Genomic DNA, 19,873 nt, shown 5'->3' on the forward strand with positions numbered 1-19,873 from the left:
GTGCATAACTTATCGGGTCGCTGGCGCCTGTCATCCGTGCTTAACAGCGTCACGGTCAAAAATCATGGTGTGACGAATGCGAATCTTGCTCACGGGGTCGTCGGGTTGGTTGGGCAGCGCTTTGGCGCCGCGTCTGCGCGCGCTCGGGCACGATGTCACCGGCCTCGATCCTGTACCATCGGCGGAGACCCTCATCGTCGGCTCAATCGCTGATCGCGACCTTGTCATGCGGACAGTTCGGGACAACCGGATCGAGGCGATCATCCACAGCGGCGCGTTGCACAAGCCCAACATAGAGAGCCGCGCCAACAGCGATTTCGTCGCCACCAATGTGCAAGGCACGCTCAACCTGCTCGACGCGGCGGTGGCGGCCAGCGTGCAGCGCTTCGTCTTCACCTCGACGACCTCGCTGATGATTTCGCAGGCAATACGCGACGGGTTCAGCGGTGGTGCGCGCAAGGCGACCTGGCTGACGGAAGCGATGTCGCCCGAGCCACGCAACATCTATGGCGTCACCAAGCTTTCGGCCGAGCATCTCTGCCGCCTCTATCACATCCAGCACGGGCTGCCGGTGGTGGTGCTCCGCACGGCCCGCTTCTTTCCCGAAGCCGACGACATGGCGCATGCGATCGAACAGTCGGACGCCAACACCAAGGCCAATGAGCTGTTGTTTCGCCGATTGACGGTGGAGGACGCGGCCGATGCCCACATCCTTGCCCTGGAAAAGGCACCAGAGCTGGGTTTCGACATTTTCATCGTCTGCGCGCCGACGCCGTTCCGGCCCGATGATTGCTCGGCGCTGATTGCCGATGCCCCGTCGGTCGTCGCGCGCTACTTTCCGGATTTTCCGGCCCTCTACGCGCGAAAAGGCTGGACGATGTTTTCCTCCATCGACCGGGTCTACGACGCGTCGCGGGCGAGGGACAGGCTGGCTTTCGTCTGCAAGACGAGCTTTGCCGATATACTTGCAGCGTTACGCGCGGAAGAGGGGCAGCCTAGCCGGTGACCGCTGCGGCGTGCGCCATTCCGGCCGTCAGGTCGCCATAGCCGGTGGCGCGGCGTTCGTAGACGAGACCGAGCATTCTGGCGGCCTTTTCGGCGACCTTGTCGAGTTCCGGATCGTTGGTCTGGGCCAGATAGATCAGCTTTTCGTAGTTGCCGAAATAGTCCTTGATCAACTCCGGATGCTTGTCGAGGCCGAGCGGCTTCATGAAGAAGGCGTCGAACTGCCGGCAGAGGAAATCGGTCATGTAGAACGACATCATGTCGTCGTCTGCGACCTTCGCGTAGGCCTCCATGCCCTGGTAGAATGCGAAGCAATGCGGGCCGGCCATGCGCTCGACGCCATGCTTCTCGCAGACCCTGTCGAGCAGGCCGCCGGTGCCGCAATCGGCATAGCCGACGAAGATGTTGCTGTAGCCTTCGGCCTTGGCCTTTTCGATTGCCTTGTCCATGGCCGGAGCGATGCGGTCCGGGTAGAAGTGGAATTCCGCCGGCAGGCAGGTCAGGTCGAGGTGATCCAGTCCGAGCTGTTCCTTGACGGCCAGAACTTCACGCGCAATCATCCCGCAGGCGATGACGAGCAGCCTGTCGTCTTGATTCGGTTTCGTTTTTTGCGTCTTGGCCATGGAACCAGTCGAGCGGCCTTCGTTGTTGTGGCGCTAATTTATCTATTGAGGGAGACACCGTCTATGAAACTGCTACGCATCACGCCGATTGCCATACTGGCCTGCGCCTTGGCCCTTGCGGCTTGCGCGAACACCGTCCGTGGTGTCGGCAGGGATGTCAAATCGACTGCCAAGGCGGTCGAGGACACCGTCACCAAGCCCTGATCCGCGCGCGGCCTTCTCCACCATCTGGGAACAAAAAAGCCGCGCTGCAAGGCGCGGCTTCCTATTGTCCATGCCGAATTGGCCAATCAGGCCGAAGCGCGCACATTGTGCTTGCGCTTCATGTAGTCCTTGGCGGTCTCGACCGCCACCGCCGCATCGCGGCAATAGGCATCGGCGCCGACGGCCTTGCCAAACTCCTCGTTCAGCGGCGCGCCGCCGACCAGCACGACATAATCGTCGCGGATGCCCTTTTCCTTCATCGTGTCGATGACGACCTTCATGTAAGGCATGGTCGTGGTCAGCAGTGCCGACATGCCGATGATGTCCGGCTGGTGCTGTTCGATCGCATCGAGATATTTCTCGACCGCATTGTTGATGCCGAGATCGATGACGTCGAAGCCAGCACCTTCCATCATCATGCCGACGAGATTCTTGCCGATGTCGTGGATGTCGCCCTTGACGGTGCCGATGACCATCTTGCCCTGCTTCGGCGCGCCGGTGGCGGCGAGCAGCGGACGCAGGATGAACATGCCGGCCTTCATCGCATTGGCCGACAGCAGCACTTCGGGAACGAACAGGATGCCGTCGCGAAAATCCTCGCCGACGATGCGCATGCCTTCGACCAGCGCTTCAGTCAGCACCTTGTAGGGCACCCAGCCGCGCTCGAGCAGGATGTTGGTGCCTTCCTCGATCTCTTCCTTCAGCCCGTCATAGAGATCGTCGTGCATCTGCTGCACCAACTCGTCATCGGAAAGTTCAGAAAGGATGATCTCGTCGTCGGACATTTGTATCGAGCTCCTGCCGGCATCGCGACCATGTCGCAAGGCACACATCTTCGCGTTCATACCTAACCCGCTGAGGGCATGTATCCATAGCTGATTTGCGACTTCCCGCAAAAGGAAAGCGACCGTAACTCTCTTGGAATTCTTGTCGATTTTGCGACAGGCGTTGGCGCTGGCGGGCCGTTTCGAATAGGGTGCATGGCTACGATCTGGCAAGAAGCGGCGAGATGCAGCCGCTATGGATTCCAGACAAGAACAGATTCAGGGAAGAACCACCATGAGCGAACACGCGGCAGTCGATCAGGAAGCGTCAAACGCGCGACGTGGGCGTGGCGCCAGTGGCGGGGCTGCAGCCCGGCGGGCAGCACGTTCGGGCGGTGGCCCGGGTACGCAGCTCACCTACATCAAACGCAAGATCAACGTTTACGAGGTGCTGGACGAGGAAGGCCTGGCGCTGATCGAAAAGAACACCGACACGGTGCTCGAGGAGATCGGCATCATCTTCCGTGATGACGCGGAAGCGCTGCAACTGTGGAAAGAGGCCGGCGCCGACGTCAAGGGCGAGCGCGTGCACTTTCCGAAGGGGCTGTGCCGTTCGCTGCTCAAGACCGCGCCGTCCGTCTACACCCAGCACGCCCGCAATTCCGAGCGTTCGGTGCAGATCGGCGGCAATGCCACCGTTTTCGCGCCGGTCTACGGTCCGCCCTTCGTGCGTGACCTCGATGGCGTCAGGCGTTATGCGACGATCGAGGATTTCCAGAATTTCGTGAAGCTCGCCTATATGGCGCCGTCGATCCACCATTCGGGCGGCACGGTGTGTGAGCCCGTCGACGTGCCGGTCAACAAGCGCCACCTCGACATGATCTACAGCCACATCAAATATTCCGACAAGCCGTTCATGGGCTCGGTGACCGCGCCTGAGCGCGCCGAAGACACCGTCGCCATGGCCAAGATCGTGTTCGGCGACGATTTCGTCGAGAACAACACGGTGCTGACCAGCCTGATCAACGCCAACTCGCCGATGGTGTTCGACGAGACCATGCTCGGCGCGCTGAAAGTCTATGCGCGCCACAACCAGGCCTGCATCGTCACGCCATTCATCCTTGCCGGCGCGATGAGCCCGGTGACGGTGGCCGGCACGCTGACGCAGGTTCTGGCCGAAGTGCTGGCCGGCGCCTCGTTCACGCAGCTGATCCGTCCCGGCGCGCCGGTGCTGTTCGGCACCTTCGCCTCGTCGATTTCGATGCAGTCGGGAGCGCCGACCTTCGGCACGCCGGAGCCGTCGCTGGTGTCTTATGGCGCCGCGCAGCTGGCGCGTCGGCTGGGCCTGCCGTTCCGCACCGGCGGCTCGCTCTGCGCGTCGAAGGTTCCGGATGCTCAGGCGGCCTATGAAAGCGCCAACACGCTGAACTCGACCATCCTGGCCGGCACCAATTTCGTGCTGCATTCGGCCGGCTGGCTCGAGGGCGGGTTGGCGTCCTGCTACGAGAAATTCATGATGGACATCGACCAGCTCGGCATGACGCAGAAGTTTTCCGAGGGCGTCGATCTGTCGGAAAACGGCCAAGCGATGGACGCCATCCGCCAGGTCGGGCCGGGCAGCCACTATCTCGGCTGCGACCACACCCAGGCCAACTTCCAGACCGCTTTCTATCGTTCCAACATCGCCGACAACAATTCCTACGAGCAGTGGTTGGCCGAAGGCGAGAAGACCGCGCCGCAGCGCGCCAACGAGCTCGCCCGTCGCTGGCTGGAAAGCTACGAGGCGCCCTATCTCGATCCGAGCATCGACGAAGCGTTGCAGGACTTCATCGCCAAGAGGAAGGGGTCGATGCCCGACGCCTTCACTTGAAAGGAGCCCGAGTCAGGCGGGGCTAAAGTCGCCAACATTATCCACAAGGAAGTCTGGCGGAGCGCGTTCTCTGATCCGGTCAAGAAGGAATGATTGCCGCGGGGCGCCGGGTTGAGGACATCGCGACCGTGCTTTCGGCCCATGGCCTCATCCTGCGCGGCGGCTTCAAGTGCGGAGCGAGCGAAACCCCGTTTGCCGACCTCTCAGGTGCTCCCGTCAAATCCGTCCTGCTGGTCGGGCAGGCGGGTGCAGCGCCTTGGCCGCATTTCCTGCGCTGGATCGACAAGCAATCGCGGACCATCGCCAATCCGCTCGACACGTGGTCGCGCGAAGTGATCGGAGCCGTGGCCGAGGCATTCGGGGCGCGAGCCGTTTCCCCTTCCGACAGACCTTATCTGCCGTTTCAGCAATGGGCGATGCGGGCGGAGGGACTGAAGCCGTCGCCGCTCGGCATCCTCATGCATCCGCAATACGGGCTATGGCATGCCTATCGCGGTGCGCTGCTGTTCGAGGACGAGCTTCCGATTCAAGCCGGCGAAACGGCGCCTCACCTTTGCGATAGCTGCGTCGAGAAACCTTGCCTGAAATCTTGTCCGGCCGACGCCTATTCCGCGCAAGGATTTGCTTATCAATCCTGCCTGAAGCATGTGCGTGGAGCCGGCGGCTCGCCTTGTCGCAGCGGCGGTTGTCTTGATCGCAATGGGTGCCCCTATGGCACGGAGTATCGCTATCCGCCGGAGGTTCAGGCCTTCCACATGGCGAGCTTCGCACGAGCCACCAGCTGATCCATTCCCATTGCGTGGTGTTCGTTCGCTTCGATGAGCATCTTGACGACAGTTAGAAGCAAGCCTATTCATCAAGTCATCTGATGACTTGATGAATAGGCCGATGCAACCTGCTATCCGAACCAATCTCACCGACAGCGCCACTGAGAGCCTGCGGGCTGAAATCGTCAGCGGCCGCTGGGGTGTCGGCGAGCGTATCCCCAACGAGGCAGCTCTGACCGACCTTCTGTCGGTCAGTCGGGGCACCGTCCGCGAGGCGGTGCGGGTGCTGGTCTCGCAGGGGTTGCTGAATACGCGTCAGGGCTCGGGCACCTATGTGCGCTCCACCGTCGATACTTCTGCCGCGCTTGACCGGGTCAAACGCAGCGGCTTGCGCGATCAGTGGGAGGCGCGGGCGGCGCTGGACCTCGAGGCCGCGAGGCTCGCCGCCTTGCGTCACACGCCAGCCGACCTCGAGCGGATGCGGCAATTGCTTGCCGAACGCGGCACCGTCGCCGACGGCGGAAGCGATGCCTTCATCCGGCGCGATCTCGCTTTCCACAAATCCGTCGTCGCGGCGTCCGGCAACAGCGCGATGATGGAGCTCTATGACTTCTTTACCGCCGCCATCACCGAGACCATCCATGCCACCATCGACGGCGATCTGCCCGAACCGGACCACCAGGCGCATGCGGCAATCGTCGACGCCATTGCCGCGAGCGATCCCGAGCGCGCCGTTGCCGCCGTCCGAGCCTTCATGGCGCCGGTGCTTACCCAACTTGAAAGACTGCTTTCGCAATGAACCAGAGTTTTCGTCAGCCTGATCCGAAGGCCGAGGTCGAGGGTCTGGAACTCGTCGATGCCGAGGCCGACAGCCTGCCCATGCCGCAGCCGCCTGAACTGCGCAGCCGTGCGGCGCGCATCGTGCTTGGCGCAAGCCTTGTGCTGATCGCCTTCAGCTTGAGGCCACTGTTTTCCAGCCTGTCGGTGCTGTTGCCCGAGGTGATGCAGGCAACCGGTCTTTCGACGACCGGCGCGAGCCTGCTGACGACGCTGCCCGTCCTGTGCCTCGGCCTGTTCGCGCCCTTCGCGCCAAGGCTTGCGCAGCGCTATGGAGCCGAGCGCACTTTGCTCGGGGCGCTCGCCTTGCTGGTGCTGGGAACCGGCCTGCGCTGGTTCGGTACGGTTCCCCTGCTGTTTGTCGCCACCTTTCTGGCCGGTGGCGCGATTGCCATCGGCAATGTGCTGCTGCCGGGCCTGGTGAAGCGCGATTTCGCCGACAGCGCCGCTGTCATGACCGGGCTCTACACCATGGCGCTCTGCGCCGGTTCGGCCGCCGCCGCGGGCTTCACGCTGCCGATCGAGCATTTTGTCACCGGTTCATGGTCCGGGGCACTCGCTGCCTGGGCGGTGCCTACATTGGTCGTGCTTTTGATCTGGATTCCGCAGGCGCTGGGCAGCCGTCGGCAGGTCAGTCATCGCGGCTTTCGCGTCGTCGGGCTTTGGCGCGATCGCCTGGCTTGGCAGGTGACGCTGTTCATGGGGCTGCAGTCGGCGCTTGCCTATTGCATCTTCGGCTGGCTGGCGCCGATCCTGCGCGAGCGCGGCTTTGACGCGGCCACCGCCGGCGCGATGGTTTCGGTGTCGGTGATGGCGCAGGTCATCACGTGCCTCGCCGTGCCATCCTTTGCGATGCGGCTGAAGGACCAGCGCGGCATCAATGTGGCGCTCGTTGCCACGGCGGTGATCGCGCTGCTCGGCATTCTCTTTGCGCCGACCTCGACGGTGCTGTTCTGGGCGGTCCTGCAAGGCATCGGGCAGGGGGGCCTTATCGCGGCTGCCATGAGCTTGATCGTGCTGCGTTCGCCGGATTCGCATGTCGCCGCGCATCTTTCAGGCATGGCGCAAGGCGTCGGCTATGTACTGGCGGCATCCGGCCCGCTGCTGGTGGGCCTGATCCGCGATTGGACCGGCAGTTTTTCGGGGACGGCGTTCCTGTTCGTCGCGCTCGGGCTTGGCGTAGCCATCATGGGGCTCGGTGCCGGCCGTGCGCTGCATGTCGGCGCGCGGACCGTGCGAGAAGGCGAGCAATAGCGTCACGCAATCCTGTACGAAATGTTGACTGCCATGCCCGGGGAATGCCTTGCCGTATGGCCTCGCGCGGATATGTATCGCGCATCAGTCGAACGGAGCGGGCGATGACGAAACACGACCTTCAGATCAAGACCAGGGATGGTGTCGCCAATGCCGGGCTTTTCCGCTCGGCAAACGCATCTCCTGCCAAGGCCGGCGTCATTCTCTATCAGGACGCCTTTGGTCCGCGGCCAGCGCTCGACAGCATGGCCAACCGGCTGGCGAATGAAGGTTATGCGGTGCTGGTGCCGGACCTGTTCTACCGCAATGCGCCTTACGGGCCATTCGACGCCAAGACCGCCTTCGTCGAGGAAAAGACCAAGGCAGCGCTGATGGCGCTGGTCACCGGCACGACGCAGGAGATGACCATCAGCGACAGCGGTGCATTCCTTGATGCGCTTGCGGCTGAAGGCATCACAGGGCCGGTCGGTACCGTCGGCTATTGCATGGGTGGCGGCCGGGCACTGAATGCGGCCGCAACCTATCCCGAACGGATAAAAGCGGCCGCAAGCTTCCATGGCGGCAATCTGGCCAGCGACGCCGCCGACAGCCCGCATCGCAAGGCAGCCTCCATCAAGGGGCGCGTCTATGTCGGCACATCCGGCGTCGACAGGAGTTTCCCGCCGGAACAGTCGGCGCGGCTGGCCGAAGCGCTGCGGGTCGCTGAAGTCGATCATGTCATCGAGAACTATGCCGGGATGGCGCATGGCTGGTGCGTACCCGATCATAGCGTTTTCAATGCCGCCGGCGCCGAACGCCACTGGAAGCGGCTGACGACGTTGTTCGCCGAGACGCTGATCTAAGGTCAGCGGTCGACCCTGAGCAGGACGCTACGCGTTTTTGAACCAGAACGGCAGCCCACGCGGCAAAGAGTGAGCGATGCTTGCCCTTTCGACGCGGCAGATGACCGTTCACCTTGCCGCCGCCGGATCAGGCTGCGCTTAGGCGTTTGCCTTGCGATAGGCTGCGACGACAAGCCAAATTGCGGAAAGCAGAAAGTAAAACGCGCCGAACCCGGCATAAGGGGCGATGTCCAGAATCGTCGGCGCAAGCGTGCCGAGGGATCGGCTGATCATGAAGCCGCCGGCGAGGGCCGATTGCACGCCACTGAGGATCATCGGCCACTGCGCGCCTTGGTAGCGCCAACGCCTTGCTCCCGTGTTGAGCTGCAGCAGACCCGACAGGATCGCCCAAACCCCAAACACGGCCAGAACGGCATACATGCTGTTGCTGACCGCCACGATGACGGCGAGCGCCGTTATCGTGCTGACCACGACATTCAATGCCTGGGACGAGTTGGCTTTCAGGCCGCCATTTGCCTTGGCGTCAACCAGATTGGCGAGGGCGTCCCATGCAGGGTAGATCACGAGCAGAAACGCGATGGGGCCGGGTTGCCCGCCGAACAGAATGGCGGCAGCAATCCAGGCGATAGAGAATATGGCGCGTCCGAAATAATAGGATCGCAACCAGTTGGATGGGATCGACGATTGGCTTTGCATCAGTAGGTTCCTTGTTGTGATTTCTACCTACTAGTAGGAAGGCACTTGCTTTGAGTCAACCCGACGCTCGAACACCTCTCTGTGAGAAACGGGACCTTGACAATCTGCCTATCAGAAGGTAGGCAGCGCCATGAAATCAATGGCTTCGACCTCAGAAAAGATTCTCGATGTCGCGCAATCCCTCATCGTCGCGGGAGGCTACAACGGGTTCAGCTATGCTGATATCTCGGCTGCCATCGGCATCCGGAAGGCGAGCATCCACCATCACTTTCCGACGAAGGCCGAGCTGGTTTCGGTGCTGGTGGATCGTTACAGGCGGCAGGCCGAAGCAGGCTTGGAATCTCTCCGAGGAGAACTCTCAAGCCCTGCTGAACAACTTCAGTCCTATCTGAACTATTGGCGGACATGCATTCGCGATGCCTCGCCGTCCTTCTGCGTCTGCGCGATGCTCGCCGGCGAGATGCAGATGCTGCCGGAAGAGGTCGCATCACGCGTTCGTGCCCATTTCCAAAATCTCGCGGGATGGCTTACGTCGGTGCTGCGGGCTGGAATGGAGCAGGACTTGTTCCGCTTGAACAACCGGCCGGAGGAGGAGGCCCAGATGCTGATGGCATCGGTTCATGGGGCAATGCTGTCCGCGAGGGCTTTCAGTGATCCCGGGCTGTTCACCACAATCGTCACCCTCCAGATCACCAGGCTGCTGGGACGGAATTGCTAGAAAACTATCGGGCCAAAGTGGTACCAGGCAGCGCAAGTGGCGCGCCCCAATGAGCCGGTCCAGCGGGAACGAATAGCCTGATGCAATCTTATGATGTCGTGATCATCGGCGCGGGTGCCGCCGGAATGATGTGCGCCGTGGAGACGGCCAAGCGCGGCCGTTCGGTGCTGATCCTCGATCATGCAGCGGCGCCTGGCGAGAAGATCCGCATCTCCGGCGGCGGCCGGTGCAATTTCACCAACATCCATGCCAGCCCGAAGAATTTTCTGTCGGGCAATCCGCATTTCTGCATTTCGGCGCTCAGTCGCTACACGCAGCGCGATTTCATCGCCCTCGTCGAACGCCACCGCATTGACTATCACGAGAAGACGTTGGGGCAGCTGTTTTGCAACGGCTCGGCGCGCCAGATCATCGACATGCTGGTCTCGGAAATGCAGGGCAGGGGCGTGGAGCTGGCGCTCTCGACCAGCGTTGAGGATGTCCGCAAAACCGTGGAGGGGTTTGCGCTCACCCTCTCCACAGGCTTGGTTACTTGCCAGTCGCTGGTCGTGGCCTGTGGCGGCAAGTCGATCCCCAAGATGGGGGCGACCGGTTTCGGCTATGAGCTTGCCGAACGGTTCGGCCTTGCCATCGTCGAAACGCGGCCGGCGCTGGTGCCGCTGACCTTCGACGCAAACACGCTCGAGCGGCTGGCGCCGCTGGCCGGCAATGCCGTGGACGCGGAAGTCGCCTGCGGCAAGACGCGGTTTTCCGAAGCAATGCTGTTCACGCATCGCGGCGTCAGTGGGCCGTCCATCCTGCAGATATCGTCCTACTGGCGCGAGGGCGACGAAATCCGCATCGCCATGCTGCCGGGAGTTGACGTGGCTGACCTCATTCGGGTGGCCAAGCGAAGCAATGGACGGCAGGCGGTGCAGACGGTGCTGGCAAATCATCTGCCGAAGCGGCTGGCGCAGTCGATCGCCGAGCGAACCGGGATCGACGGCAACCTTGCCGATCTTTCCGACGCCCAGATCAAGACGGTCGCCGCCGCGGTCAATGATTGGCGCATCAAGCCTGCCGGCTCAGAGGGCTATCGCACCGCCGAAGTGACGCTGGGCGGAGTCGACACCAACGGGCTGGACCAGAAGACGATGCAGGCGAAATCCGTGCCGGGCCTGTTTTTCATCGGCGAAGCCGTCGATGTCACGGGCTGGCTGGGCGGCTATAATTTCCAGTGGGCATGGTCGTCCGGCTGGGTGGCGGGGCAGGCGGCATAGGCCAAACGCGCCGACGAGCTTCATAGACTTTATTTCTGTGGCTTTGCCCGCCTAGCCGCCGGCGCTTTCTTCTTTTTGGCGTGGTTGTAATCGATGGCCGCACGGACGAGCTCTTTTAAAGCGCCCTCATTGAGCGTGTCGCCCTCGAACATGTCGATTGCCCGCCACACCTTGCCGCCAAAACCGTTGTTAAACAGATTGTCGGGGTCCGGCAGGCTGGCACCATGGGAAAAGGTGAGTTTCACCTTGTCCTTGTGGGCGTTGCCGACCACGATGTTGCCGTCGAGACACCATACCGGGCTGCCCATCCACTTCCACTCCTCGACGATGTCCGGGTCGGCTGCAAGGATGGTCTTGCGGATGCGGGCGAGCGTCTCGCCGCGCCAGTCCGAGAGGCCGGCGATCAATTGGTCGATTTGTTGCGAGGGGGTCATTGGGTGTCTCCTGTGCCTCGACGCGTTTCAACCGCCGCCCGTTACCAGCGCGCCAGCTGGGTGATCTGAACGAGGTTGCCGCAGCTGTCGTTCAACTGGGCGATGATCGAGCCGGTCACCTCGGTCGGCGGCTTGATAAACGCGCCGCCCTTCGCCTTGATGCGCTCATAATCGCTCTTGACGTCGTCGGTGAAGAACATGACGGCGGGCTGACCCTGCTTGAAGATGGCTTCCTGATAGGCCTTGGCGGCCGGGTTGTCGTTGAGCGCGAGCTGCAGCTGGGTTCCATCAGGCTCTTCAGCCGAGGCCACGGTCAGCCAGCGATAGGGCCCGTTGCTGAAATCGGCCTTTTTGGTGAAGCCCAGCACGTCGGTGTAGAAGCGCAGTGCGTTTTCCTGGTTGTCCACATACACGCTGGTCAGCTTGATCTTCATGGCTCTTTCTCCTCTGTCGTCTTTGGCCCCGCCTTTCGGCAGGAAAGAATTCGAATTTTTGCTTGCAGTCGTCGTTGCGGCCGCTACGGGATCCAGCCGGGCAGGGCCGCGGCCTGCTTGATCCATTCCACCATCCTCGCCTCATCGAACTGATCGTCTTCGCGGATGTCGATCCAGCGCACATCCTTGCTCTTGGCCGTGCCGCCAGGTGGGATCGGCTGCAATGAGATGCCACTGAAGAAGGTCACCTTCAAATAGTGGGTGAAGACATGGAAACTCACGAACCAGCCCTGGCCTTCGATGCCGTAGAAGGGCGAGTTCCATCGCACGGCCTTGCGCACGTCGGGCACGTTGTGTTCGATGAGCGCGTCAAGCCGCTCGCCGAGGCCACGCTTCCAGCCCGGCATCGCAGCGATATAGGCCTGCACCGGGGCGTCGCCGTCGCCCTTGGCGATTTGCGGGTTGCCGCCGGAGAGCAGCACTGGTGCGGCCTTGGTCGACTGACCCTGTGTCTTGGCCATTCTACCCACTCTATCCGCCGGCACGCGGCGCGCCGCGGCCCTTGGCGGCATAGGGCAGCACGAACATGTACAGGCCGCTGAACAGCAGCAGGAAGAGCGGCAGGAGCGGCGAGTAGACCACCCAGGCGGGAGGCTGGCCGAATGCCAGGGTGGCGAAGTTGGTGATGACGGTCAGCGTAAAGATGATCGACAGCCAGCGATGAATTTGCCGAACCCACATGTTCCAGTCCAATAGTTCCTCCTGTCAAAACAGCCGACGCGGACCCGTGATCCGCATGTCGGCGGGTTCAATCTATCCGCGCCAGGATCTGACTCAAATTTGTAAAGTACTGCCGCCACCCACTCGTCGCGCCCCGATACGCCTGCTCCTGATCCGGCCGGAAGCCGGATTGTTCCATGCGCAACCGGGTGCCCGTGCTGGTCGGCATGAGAGTCCAGGTGACGACACTCTCGAGGCCATAGGCCTGCCACGTGTAGGATAGTGTCTTGTTCAATTCGACGGCTGTTACCTGACAGTCGACAACGATGCTCACGTCAGGCTGCGGTTCCTTTCGCAGATTGAAACGGTGGTCCACGACTGGCTTGAAGTCGTTCTTCATCAGCCATTCCTCGATGAGATGCGGCTGGGTCAGCGCGCGCCAGATTTTTTCCGGCGGATAGGGGATCTCACGTTCGACGATGACGGAGCGCGTTTCGGTCGCGATGTTGGTCATTGGTCCATTCTTTTGAGCAAATTTTCGAGGTCGTCGAACCGGCACTGCCAGAACGTGTTCATCTGGTTCGTCCAGTCGGTCAGCGGGGAAAGTGCTGCCAGCTGGGCGCTATAATGGGTCTGCCGTCCTTGATGGCGGTCCCGCACCAGCCCGGCCTGCCTGAGCACGCCGAGATGCTTCGACACCGCAGGTTGAGAGACCCCTGACTGAGCCGTCAGGGCGCCGACCGTCTGCTCGCCTTGCCGGCACAGGCGCTCGAAGATTGCCCGACGCGTCGGATCGGAGAGCGTTCTGAAGAGGACATCGTGAGCGTTCGTCATCTGGGATCGATAACCCTGTGGCTATTGATTGACGTATAACCGCCGAGATATGGATGTGTCAAGCGGGGTGCCGGCGGTCACGATCCGGCGGTTTCCAAAAAAATCTTTCCATTGCCCCAAGGATTAGCCATTAGCCTTCGTCCAACAGGCAAATGATGGCTATGATGCTGGATGAGAGCGAAGCCTCCGACGCCGAACTGATCGGGCGGGCGAAGGGCGGAGACAGGGGGGCCTTCAGCACATTGCTGGAAAGGCACTATGACTTCGTCTATCGCGCTGCCTATCGCTGGTGCGGCAGGAAGGCCGATGCCGAAGACATCGCCCAGGAAGTCTGCGTCAGGCTGGGCAAGGCGATCCGCGACTATCGCGGCGGCGGCGCCTTCACCACATGGCTCTATTCCGTGACCCTGAACGCCGCGCGCGACATGATGCGAAAGTCCGCCCGCGAGACCGTCAAGACCGAGGCCTATGGCGTCCATGCACTGATCTCGGGCGAGGCGTCGGTCGAACCGGAAGACCCTGCCGAAGCGCTGTGGGCAGCCGTCCGGCGATTGCCGGACAAGCAGCGCGACGCCGTGCTTTTGGTCTATGGCGAGGGCTTGAGCCATGCGGCCGCCGCCGAGGCGATGGCGATCTCGGAGACGACGGTTTCCTGGCACATCCATGAAGCGAAGAAACGGCTGAAGACGCTGATGCGCTCGGCCGGGGAAGTGTGACCATGGTCGACGACAACGAACTCAACAGATTGCGCGATATAGCGGCGCCGGCGCCCGCCCAGGACGCCAAGGCGCGTGCTTTCGAAGCCGCCCTGCGCGCCTACGATCAGGAAAATATTTCTGCCGTTACCCAAGGATCGGTTGGCGGGCTTCGTCTCACAGAGCGAGCACAAAAGCTCTGGAGCGAGATCATGCAAAAGAAACTCATTGCCACGCCGGCTCTTGCCGGGCTCGTCGCCCTGCCGATCGCCGGATACGCCACCTTCCATCTGCTGAGGGAACAGCCGCCGAAATTCGGCGGCGACGAGAAAATCAGCGAGACGCTGGCCGACAAGCCGGCGACGGTGAAGCCGACGACCGCTCAGCCGAAGCCGGCTCCGACCGGGCTGGAGAAGGACAAGAAGGCCGACGCCGATGTGGAAAGCCGCGACGCCACCGATGCGCTTGTGGCGCCGGCCTCGCCGCACAAATCCGAATCGACCGTTGCTGGGGGCGCTGCACAACAAAATGCGCTGCAGCGCGGTGTGCTGGCCGAGCCTGCGCCACTGGCACCGACAGGTGAATTCGCACTGGATGGCGCTGCAAGTGTACCCAGCACCTCGCGAGCCCGCATGGCGGCGGAGTCGAAGCTGATGGCGCCGCAGCAGCCGGCCATGGCGCCGGCCGACCAGATGCTGCCGCAGGAGGAAAATCGCGACCGCATCGAGGATTTCAAGACCAATCCGGTGCATGCGGCACTCGAGGACCCGGTCTCGACCTTCTCGATCGACGTCGACACGGCCTCCTATTCCTTCGTGCGCGGCTCGCTGAAGCAGGGCACCCTGCCGCAGGCCGATACGGTGCGCGTCGAGGAGATGATCAACTACTTCCCCTATGACTGGAAGGGTCCGGAGTCGGCCTCGACACCATTCAACTCGACCGTCAGCGTCATGCCGACGCCGTGGAACACGCAGACCAGGCTGATGCATGTCGCCATAAAGGGTTTTGACGTCAAGCCGACCGAGCAGCCGAAGGCCAATCTGGTCTTCCTGATCGATGTCTCGGGCTCGATGGACGAGCCGGACAAGCTGCCGCTGCTCAAATCGGCTTTCCGGCTGCTGGTCGGCAAGCTGAAGGCCGACGACACCATCTCGATCGTGACCTATGCGGGGGACGCCGGCACAGTCCTGGAGCCGACCAAGGCGTCCGAAAAGGACAAGATCCTCAGTGCCATCGACAATTTGACGCCTGGCGGCAGCACGGCCGGCGAGGCGGGCATCAAGGAAGCCTACAGGTTGGCGCAAAAATCCTTCGTCAAGGGTGGCGTCAACCGGGTGATGCTTGCCACCGACGGCGACTTCAATGTCGGCCAGAGCGACGACGATGATCTGAAGCGGCTGATCGAGCAAGAGCGCAAGACCGGTGTCTTCCTGTCGGTGTTCGGCTTCGGCCGCGGCAATCTGAACGACCAGATGATGCAGACCATCGCCCAGAACGGCAACGGCACCGCCGCCTATATCGACACGCTGGCCGAGGCCGAGAAGGTGCTGGTCGAGGATGCCTCCTCGACGCTGTTCACCATCGCCAAGGACGTGAAGATCCAGGTCGAGTTCAACCCGAACAAGGTCTCGGAATATCGCCTGATCGGCTACGAGACCCGCGCCTTGAACCGCGAGGATTTCAACAATGACCGCGTCGATGCCGGCGATATCGGTTCGGGCCATTCCGTCACCGCGATCTACGAGATCACGCCGAAAGGCAGCGGTGGCGAGCAGATCGATCCGCTGCGTTATGGCCAGGCGTCGGTGGACAATGGCGGCGTCGCCAATGCGGGCGAATATGCCTTCGTCAAGATCCGCTACAAGCTGCCGAATGAAGACGTCTCGAAGCTGATCACCACGCCGGTGACCTCGGCAAACGAGATCTCGTCCTTCGACCAGGCCAGCACCGACCAGCGCTTCTCCGTCGCGGTCGCCGCCTTCAGCCAGAAGCTGCGCGACGAGGATGCGACCGCGAAGTTCGGCTACGACAAGATTATGGAGATCGCCACCGCCGCTCGAGGAGCCGACCCGTTTGGGTACAGGGCCGAGTTCCTCTCGCTTGTGCGCCTTGCCTCTGCGCTGGGCGGTAACCGGTAAGTGGTGATGACGGCCGGTTTCTTTCAGATGGGATCGTTCTGATACGGGGAACCGACCGCGGGCGGGTGAGGCAGGCCGGCGAGGGAAACCTTGCCGGCCTTTTTTCGCGGTTTTCCGGGTCGTTAAATTGCGCGACATTTCCGGTACTGGATGGCAACCCTCTCCTTGTTACGCAGGACAGGCGTATTGGGCTTGAGGGAGCCGAAATTGCAGATCAGGACTATCGCCAACTCGATACCCCCGGCGCGAGACGCCTCGGCGGTTTCATCGGCCCCATCATCGGAAGCCAGGCGTATCAGTGACGATGTCGCGCAGGCGCGCCATACCGCCCTGTCGGCGCTGACCAACGACCGCTTCCGCATCATGCTGGAACAGATCACCGACCCCAGCGCTTCAGGCGCGCTGATGACGATGCGCGGCGACAATGTGGTCGACTTCAACTCGGCGCAGTCGAGCTACGCCGACAACAGCGAATAGTCGAAAACCGATGGGTCAGGCCCGGCTGCGGCGGCGCTCGCGGCGGGCTTCGCTGGTCTCGGCGGTGTTTTCCGTCGCCACCTTGTTGCGCATCGGACCGATGCGTTCGACGATCGCGGCAACCGTCGGACGATCCGCCCTGGTGTGCGCGTCGAGCGCCTTGCGCATCGCGGCGAGGTGCTGGAACGAGGTGCCGCAACAGCCGCCGATAATTTTGGCGCCGCCATCGACGGCGAGCCTGACATAGTCGGCCATCAGTTCGGGCGTGCCGGAATAATGGATCTCGGTGCCGCGGAATTCGGGAATGCCGCAATTGCCCTTAACGATCACCGTGGCCTCCGGCTTCGCCTCCGTCATGTCGAGCAGCGAGGCCAGGATGTCGGATGCGCCGACGCCGCAATTGGCACCAACGCCGAGAGGCGCCTGCGACAGGCCGTCGGTGACGCCGTGGATATCCCTGGGCAGCAGGCCCATCATGGTGCGGCCAGCGGTGTCGAAGGAACCGGTATAGGTGTAGGGCAGGCCGACGCGGATGGCAGCCTCGGCGGCGGCGCGGATCTCGTCGGGAGCCGACATCGTCTCGATCCAGGCGACTTCGGCGCCGCCTTCCTTGAGACCCTCGATCTGCTCGGCGAAGGCGTCGACCGCCTCGTCATAGGTCATGGCGCCGAGCGGCACCAGCAATTCGCCGGTCGGGCCGACCGAACCGGCGACGATCACCTTGCGGCCGGCTCTGTCGGCGACGGCACGAGCAAGCTCGGCGGCGCGCTTGTTCAGCGCATGCGCGCGGTCCTGCGCATGGTGCAGCTTCAAGCGGTGACGGGTGCCGCCGAACGAGTTGGTGAGGATGATGTCGGCGCCGGCATCGACGAAATTCTGGTGCAGGCTGGTGATGGTGTCGGGCGCCGTCTCGTTCAGCAGCTCGGGTGCCTCGCCAGCCTCCAGACCCATGGCGAACAAATTGGTGCCGGTGGCGCCATCGGCCAGCAGCACGCCCTTTTCAGCCAGCAGCGCATCGATCGGGTTGGTGGTCGTCATCGGATTGGCTTTCACGTTTCGAAGTCGAATAAGGATATAAAGAAGTCTTTATGTGTAGTCAATGAATAGCTAGGACGGATTCGCCCATGCGGCGCCTTGAGCCATGGCGCGGTGGTGATCTTGGCTGCCGAAAATCAGACAGTGCCTGTTGGGAACGACATGCCGGCCAGTCTGTGCGCGAAGCCGGACGCCTCGTGCGCATTGATGTTGGCGGCCCGGATCAGATTGTCGAAATGCTGGATCAGCGTCTGGATCGGCTGGGTGGCGTTGAGCACCAGATACATGTCGCCGACATAGATGGCGGCGCGATAGGGGCCGAAGATTGTGTAGGGGATCGAATAGCGCATCCGCCCGTCATAGAGAAACAGCCGGAAGGTCGGATAGAGGTCGTCGAGCAGCGTCGCCATGTGCAGCAGCTGCGCGCGCCGGTCGGCTTCGGGGAAACGGTCCCAGACACCCAGCCCGCGCGCAAAGATCTCCAGCGTGTGGCGCGGCATGCAGACTTCCATGTCGGTTTCCGGCCGCCTGTTGTAGTCGATGCGGTATTGCGTTTCTCCGGCCTGCGCCAGGCGGCTCTTGTTGGTGATGCCGGCTTCGTAGTCGACCAGCGCTTCGGTGCGCAGAAGATCGGGAATGCCGGCAGGCACGTAGCGGATCTTGGTGCCGGCCGCCTCGGCATGCCATTTGGCCAGCAGCGTGCGGTCGAAGCCGTCCGGTGCCTCCTCGATCTCCAGGCTCTCGCGGATTTCGCCGGTGAGACCCTCGTCCTGGCTGAGGCCGAGAAGCCAATCGAGCGACACTTTGAACTCGGCGGCGATGTTGAGCAGCGTTTCGGCGCGAGGCAGGCGCGTCGAGGCGCCCGACAGCAGTTGCGATAGCGCCGAGCGGTCGATGCCGACCGCGGTCGCGAAGGCCGACTGATTGAGGTCGGAGCGTGTCAAGAGCATTTTCAGGCGTTCACGGAAGATCGTCGACAGGTCGCGCTTGTCCATGTCCGTGCTCCACCCCGATTGAGGAAAAATTTGCGCCGAAGCCGCTCTGGGGCCGTTTGATGCGTAAATGAATCCCTAGGTCTGTTTACAATATATAACATGTGCGGTCAAAAATGCGCAATCGCAACAGTTTGTGCACTTTGTCTCGTTGAGTGGAATCATTTCTCCTGACACAATGCTGTCAGGAACCAATTGTGGTTCCGGCGACTGAGGGACAGTGGTCGATAGCATGACGAGCAAGAGCATCAGGCGACACAGCGTACCGGCCATCGAGTGGCCAACCGTGATACTCGCCTTCTTCTGCTACGCAACATGGTTCGCCACCGGTTTTCTGCTCTGGCCATCCTATCCCGTCCTGGCGCTCGCCATCCTGGCTTTCACAGCCGCATTGCAATCGTCGATCATGCACGAAGTGCTGCACGGGCATCCGACACGCAATGCACGGGTCAACGAAGCCTTCGTGTTCCTGCCGATCGGTCTGGTCTGGCCATTCCGCCGCTTCAAGACCATCCATCTGCGCCACCACGCCGACGAGCGGCTGACCGATCCGCTGGACGATCCGGAAAGCTATTATCAGGCGCTCTGGCAGCATGACGAGTTGCCGCCGACGATGAAATTCCTGCTCAAGATCAACAACACCATGGCCGGCCGCTTCGTGCTTGGCCCGTGGCTGTCCTGCCTCGGCTTCTTCATCGACGATGCCAAGCAGGTGATCGCCGGCGACAAGGCGATCCGCAAGGCCTGGCTGCTGCATGCGATCGGCCTTGCCGTCGTGATGCCGATCGTGCAGTTCGGCTTCGGCATTCCACTGTGGCTTTACATTCTCGTGCCGGTCTGGCTTGGCCAGTCGCTGATCTCGATCCGTACGTTTGCCGAGCATCAATGGTCGGAACATCCGGAAGGCCGCACGGTGATCGTCGAGCGCTCGCCGCTGTCGTTCCTGTTCCTCAACAACAATTTGCACTTCGTCCATCACAAGACCCCGACCGTGGCCTGGTACAAGCTGCCCAAGCTGTTTCGCGACCGCCGTGAAGAATGGCTGCGGATGAACAATGGCTATGCCTATCCGAACTATTTCGCGTTGATCAAAGCCTATGCCTTCAAGGCGAAGGAACCGATCGTGCACCCGGTGCTGCGGCGTCAAGCCGAGCCGGGCAGGGCCTTCAAGCCACGCATCAGGGCGCGCAGCATCAGCGGGCTCGGCAGTGCGCCGGTTCCCGCCGAGCCGCCGAAGGAATGATTCCGGTCTATCCGGAATCCGTGTCGGCCAAT

General features: G+C 62.1%; 24 protein-coding genes. 13 read left to right on the forward strand and 11 right to left on the reverse strand.

The annotated features are described in order from the left end of the window. Nucleotides 1–76 precede the first annotated feature (76 nt). The gene (locus NKH52_RS24090; protein WP_352734019.1) at nucleotides 77–1,006 is read left to right on the forward strand and encodes an NAD-dependent epimerase/dehydratase family protein; all 930 of its coding nucleotides are present in this window, start codon (nucleotides 77–79) and stop codon (nucleotides 1,004–1,006) included. Here NKH52_RS24090 and NKH52_RS24095 read toward each other — a convergent pair. Further along, nucleotides 996–1,628 (reverse strand): DUF1638 domain-containing protein, encoded by a 633-nt coding sequence (locus tag NKH52_RS24095; RefSeq protein WP_127291795.1) that lies wholly within the window; start codon nucleotides 1,626–1,628, stop codon nucleotides 996–998. The genes NKH52_RS24090 and NKH52_RS24095 overlap by 11 nt on opposite strands. A 63-nt stretch (nucleotides 1,629–1,691) precedes the next feature. Between NKH52_RS24095 and NKH52_RS35515 the strand changes: the two genes are divergently transcribed. Continuing rightward, nucleotides 1,692–1,832: an entericidin A/B family lipoprotein gene (locus NKH52_RS35515; protein WP_013531174.1), complete on the forward strand. Its 141-nt coding sequence runs from the start codon at nucleotides 1,692–1,694 to the stop codon at nucleotides 1,830–1,832. Between the two features lie 86 nt (nucleotides 1,833–1,918). Here NKH52_RS35515 and NKH52_RS24105 read toward each other — a convergent pair whose 3' ends face one another. Further along, the gene (locus tag NKH52_RS24105) at nucleotides 1,919–2,617 is read right to left on the reverse strand and encodes a cobalamin B12-binding domain-containing protein (protein WP_126069400.1); all 699 of its coding nucleotides are present in this window, start codon (nucleotides 2,615–2,617) and stop codon (nucleotides 1,919–1,921) included. Between the two features lie 274 nt (nucleotides 2,618–2,891). On the opposite strand from NKH52_RS24105, the gene NKH52_RS24110 reads away from it, so the two are divergent. The 5 genes from NKH52_RS24110 to NKH52_RS24130 all read left to right on the forward strand — a co-directional run bounded on the left by NKH52_RS24110 (nucleotide 2,892) and on the right by NKH52_RS24130 (nucleotide 8,166). After that, nucleotides 2,892–4,466, forward strand: coding sequence for a trimethylamine methyltransferase family protein (locus NKH52_RS24110; protein ID WP_352734021.1), 1,575 nt, complete (start codon nucleotides 2,892–2,894; stop codon nucleotides 4,464–4,466). Between the two features lie 89 nt (nucleotides 4,467–4,555). Then, entirely contained in the window at nucleotides 4,556–5,251 is a 696-nt protein-coding gene (locus tag NKH52_RS24115) for a hypothetical protein (RefSeq protein WP_352734023.1), read from the forward strand. A 103-nt stretch (nucleotides 5,252–5,354) separates the two neighbouring features. Beyond that, a complete protein-coding gene (locus tag NKH52_RS24120; RefSeq protein WP_352734025.1) occupies nucleotides 5,355–6,032 on the forward strand; it encodes a FadR/GntR family transcriptional regulator in 678 nt (225 codons plus the stop codon). After that, complete coding sequence (locus tag NKH52_RS24125; protein ID WP_352734027.1) at nucleotides 6,029–7,324, forward strand: CynX/NimT family MFS transporter; 1,296 nt, start codon at nucleotides 6,029–6,031, stop codon at nucleotides 7,322–7,324. The genes NKH52_RS24120 and NKH52_RS24125 overlap by 4 nt, the downstream gene beginning before the upstream one ends. 104 nt (nucleotides 7,325–7,428) lie before the next feature. Then, nucleotides 7,429–8,166 (forward strand): dienelactone hydrolase family protein, encoded by a 738-nt coding sequence (locus tag NKH52_RS24130; RefSeq protein WP_352734029.1) that lies wholly within the window; start codon nucleotides 7,429–7,431, stop codon nucleotides 8,164–8,166. Between the two features lie 138 nt (nucleotides 8,167–8,304). Here the strand turns inward: NKH52_RS24130 and NKH52_RS24135 are convergent, their stop codons facing one another. Beyond that, entirely contained in the window at nucleotides 8,305–8,862 is a 558-nt protein-coding gene (locus NKH52_RS24135) for a DUF308 domain-containing protein (RefSeq protein WP_352734031.1), read from the reverse strand. Between the two features lie 130 nt (nucleotides 8,863–8,992). On the opposite strand from NKH52_RS24135, the gene NKH52_RS24140 reads away from it, so the two are divergent. Both NKH52_RS24140 and NKH52_RS24145 read left to right on the forward strand, forming a co-directional pair. Further along, entirely contained in the window at nucleotides 8,993–9,580 is a 588-nt protein-coding gene (locus NKH52_RS24140; protein ID WP_352609536.1) for a TetR/AcrR family transcriptional regulator, read from the forward strand. 80 nt (nucleotides 9,581–9,660) lie between these two features. Further along, nucleotides 9,661–10,839: a BaiN/RdsA family NAD(P)/FAD-dependent oxidoreductase gene (locus NKH52_RS24145; protein WP_352734033.1), complete on the forward strand. Its 1,179-nt coding sequence runs from the start codon at nucleotides 9,661–9,663 to the stop codon at nucleotides 10,837–10,839. Between the two features lie 29 nt (nucleotides 10,840–10,868). On the opposite strand, the gene NKH52_RS24150 is transcribed toward NKH52_RS24145, so the two are convergent. The 6 genes from NKH52_RS24150 to NKH52_RS24175 all read right to left on the reverse strand — a co-directional run bounded on the left by NKH52_RS24150 (nucleotide 10,869) and on the right by NKH52_RS24175 (nucleotide 13,261). After that, the gene (locus tag NKH52_RS24150) at nucleotides 10,869–11,273 is read right to left on the reverse strand and encodes a DUF1801 domain-containing protein (protein ID WP_352734035.1); all 405 of its coding nucleotides are present in this window, start codon (nucleotides 11,271–11,273) and stop codon (nucleotides 10,869–10,871) included. A 41-nt stretch (nucleotides 11,274–11,314) separates the two neighbouring features. Then, nucleotides 11,315–11,707, reverse strand: coding sequence for a VOC family protein (locus NKH52_RS24155; RefSeq protein ID WP_352734037.1), 393 nt, complete (start codon nucleotides 11,705–11,707; stop codon nucleotides 11,315–11,317). Nucleotides 11,708–11,790: 83 nt separating this feature from the next. Beyond that, nucleotides 11,791–12,228: a DUF1801 domain-containing protein gene (locus tag NKH52_RS24160; protein WP_352734039.1), complete on the reverse strand. Its 438-nt coding sequence runs from the start codon at nucleotides 12,226–12,228 to the stop codon at nucleotides 11,791–11,793. Between the two features lie 10 nt (nucleotides 12,229–12,238). Then, nucleotides 12,239–12,460, reverse strand: coding sequence for a hypothetical protein (locus NKH52_RS24165; RefSeq protein WP_352734041.1), 222 nt, complete (start codon nucleotides 12,458–12,460; stop codon nucleotides 12,239–12,241). Between the two features lie 55 nt (nucleotides 12,461–12,515). Continuing rightward, the gene (locus NKH52_RS24170) at nucleotides 12,516–12,941 is read right to left on the reverse strand and encodes an SRPBCC family protein (RefSeq protein ID WP_352734043.1); all 426 of its coding nucleotides are present in this window, start codon (nucleotides 12,939–12,941) and stop codon (nucleotides 12,516–12,518) included. Next, nucleotides 12,938–13,261 carry an ArsR/SmtB family transcription factor gene (locus tag NKH52_RS24175; protein WP_352734045.1) on the reverse strand — a complete coding sequence of 108 codons (324 nt, stop codon included), beginning with the start codon at nucleotides 13,259–13,261 and terminating at the stop codon, nucleotides 12,938–12,940. The genes NKH52_RS24170 and NKH52_RS24175 overlap by 4 nt, the downstream gene beginning before the upstream one ends. A 155-nt stretch (nucleotides 13,262–13,416) precedes the next feature. On the opposite strand from NKH52_RS24175, the gene NKH52_RS24180 reads away from it, so the two are divergent. From NKH52_RS24180 to NKH52_RS24190, 3 genes are all read left to right on the forward strand, one after another. After that, nucleotides 13,417–13,977, forward strand: coding sequence for an RNA polymerase sigma factor (locus NKH52_RS24180; RefSeq protein ID WP_352734047.1), 561 nt, complete (start codon nucleotides 13,417–13,419; stop codon nucleotides 13,975–13,977). A gap of 2 nt (nucleotides 13,978–13,979) precedes the next feature. Then, a complete protein-coding gene (locus tag NKH52_RS24185) occupies nucleotides 13,980–16,094 on the forward strand; it encodes a vWA domain-containing protein (protein ID WP_352734049.1) in 2,115 nt (704 codons plus the stop codon). 207 nt (nucleotides 16,095–16,301) lie between these two features. After that, on the forward strand, nucleotides 16,302–16,571 hold the full coding sequence (locus NKH52_RS24190; protein ID WP_352734051.1) for a hypothetical protein: 270 nt from the start codon (nucleotides 16,302–16,304) through the stop codon (nucleotides 16,569–16,571). Nucleotides 16,572–16,586: 15 nt separating this feature from the next. On the opposite strand, the gene bmt is transcribed toward NKH52_RS24190, so the two are convergent. Both bmt and NKH52_RS24200 read right to left on the reverse strand, forming a co-directional pair. Next, entirely contained in the window at nucleotides 16,587–17,609 is a 1,023-nt protein-coding gene (gene bmt / locus NKH52_RS24195) for a betaine--homocysteine S-methyltransferase (RefSeq protein ID WP_352734053.1), read from the reverse strand. Nucleotides 17,610–17,743: 134 nt separating this feature from the next. Continuing rightward, nucleotides 17,744–18,601, reverse strand: coding sequence for a helix-turn-helix domain-containing protein (locus tag NKH52_RS24200; protein ID WP_352734055.1), 858 nt, complete (start codon nucleotides 18,599–18,601; stop codon nucleotides 17,744–17,746). A gap of 229 nt (nucleotides 18,602–18,830) precedes the next feature. Between NKH52_RS24200 and NKH52_RS24205 the strand changes: the two genes are divergently transcribed. Continuing rightward, nucleotides 18,831–19,841 (forward strand): fatty acid desaturase, encoded by a 1,011-nt coding sequence (locus NKH52_RS24205; RefSeq protein WP_352734057.1) that lies wholly within the window; start codon nucleotides 18,831–18,833, stop codon nucleotides 19,839–19,841. Nucleotides 19,842–19,873: the final 32 nt, after the last annotated feature.

This window comes from Mesorhizobium sp. M1066, from assembly GCF_040318635.1.
Taxonomy (GTDB): domain Bacteria; phylum Pseudomonadota; class Alphaproteobacteria; order Rhizobiales; family Rhizobiaceae; genus Mesorhizobium.

Coding starts and splice junctions, on each gene's coding strand:
- NKH52_RS24205 (WP_352734057.1), top strand. CDS start 18,831: ATGACGAGCAAGAGCATCAGGCGACACAGCGTACCGGCCATCGAGTGG.
- NKH52_RS24095 (WP_127291795.1), bottom strand. CDS start 1,628: ATGGCCAAGACGCAAAAAACGAAACCGAATCAAGACGACAGGCTGCTC.
- NKH52_RS24180 (WP_352734047.1), top strand. CDS start 13,417: ATGGCTATGATGCTGGATGAGAGCGAAGCCTCCGACGCCGAACTGATC.
- NKH52_RS24140 (WP_352609536.1), top strand. CDS start 8,993: ATGAAATCAATGGCTTCGACCTCAGAAAAGATTCTCGATGTCGCGCAA.
- NKH52_RS24125 (WP_352734027.1), top strand. CDS start 6,029: ATGAACCAGAGTTTTCGTCAGCCTGATCCGAAGGCCGAGGTCGAGGGT.
- NKH52_RS24145 (WP_352734033.1), top strand. CDS start 9,661: ATGCAATCTTATGATGTCGTGATCATCGGCGCGGGTGCCGCCGGAATG.
- NKH52_RS24175 (WP_352734045.1), bottom strand. CDS start 13,261: ATGACGAACGCTCACGATGTCCTCTTCAGAACGCTCTCCGATCCGACG.
- NKH52_RS24105 (WP_126069400.1), bottom strand. CDS start 2,617: ATGTCCGACGACGAGATCATCCTTTCTGAACTTTCCGATGACGAGTTG.
- NKH52_RS24120 (WP_352734025.1), top strand. CDS start 5,355: ATGCAACCTGCTATCCGAACCAATCTCACCGACAGCGCCACTGAGAGC.
- NKH52_RS24150 (WP_352734035.1), bottom strand. CDS start 11,273: ATGACCCCCTCGCAACAAATCGACCAATTGATCGCCGGCCTCTCGGAC.
- bmt (WP_352734053.1), bottom strand. CDS start 17,609: ATGACGACCACCAACCCGATCGATGCGCTGCTGGCTGAAAAGGGCGTG.
- NKH52_RS35515 (WP_013531174.1), top strand. CDS start 1,692: ATGAAACTGCTACGCATCACGCCGATTGCCATACTGGCCTGCGCCTTG.
- NKH52_RS24170 (WP_352734043.1), bottom strand. CDS start 12,941: ATGACCAACATCGCGACCGAAACGCGCTCCGTCATCGTCGAACGTGAG.
- NKH52_RS24160 (WP_352734039.1), bottom strand. CDS start 12,228: ATGGCCAAGACACAGGGTCAGTCGACCAAGGCCGCACCAGTGCTGCTC.
- NKH52_RS24200 (WP_352734055.1), bottom strand. CDS start 18,601: ATGGACAAGCGCGACCTGTCGACGATCTTCCGTGAACGCCTGAAAATG.
- NKH52_RS24090 (WP_352734019.1), top strand. CDS start 77: ATGCGAATCTTGCTCACGGGGTCGTCGGGTTGGTTGGGCAGCGCTTTG.
- NKH52_RS24155 (WP_352734037.1), bottom strand. CDS start 11,707: ATGAAGATCAAGCTGACCAGCGTGTATGTGGACAACCAGGAAAACGCA.
- NKH52_RS24110 (WP_352734021.1), top strand. CDS start 2,892: ATGAGCGAACACGCGGCAGTCGATCAGGAAGCGTCAAACGCGCGACGT.
- NKH52_RS24130 (WP_352734029.1), top strand. CDS start 7,429: ATGACGAAACACGACCTTCAGATCAAGACCAGGGATGGTGTCGCCAAT.
- NKH52_RS24135 (WP_352734031.1), bottom strand. CDS start 8,862: ATGCAAAGCCAATCGTCGATCCCATCCAACTGGTTGCGATCCTATTAT.
- NKH52_RS24115 (WP_352734023.1), top strand. CDS start 4,556: ATGATTGCCGCGGGGCGCCGGGTTGAGGACATCGCGACCGTGCTTTCG.
- NKH52_RS24185 (WP_352734049.1), top strand. CDS start 13,980: ATGGTCGACGACAACGAACTCAACAGATTGCGCGATATAGCGGCGCCG.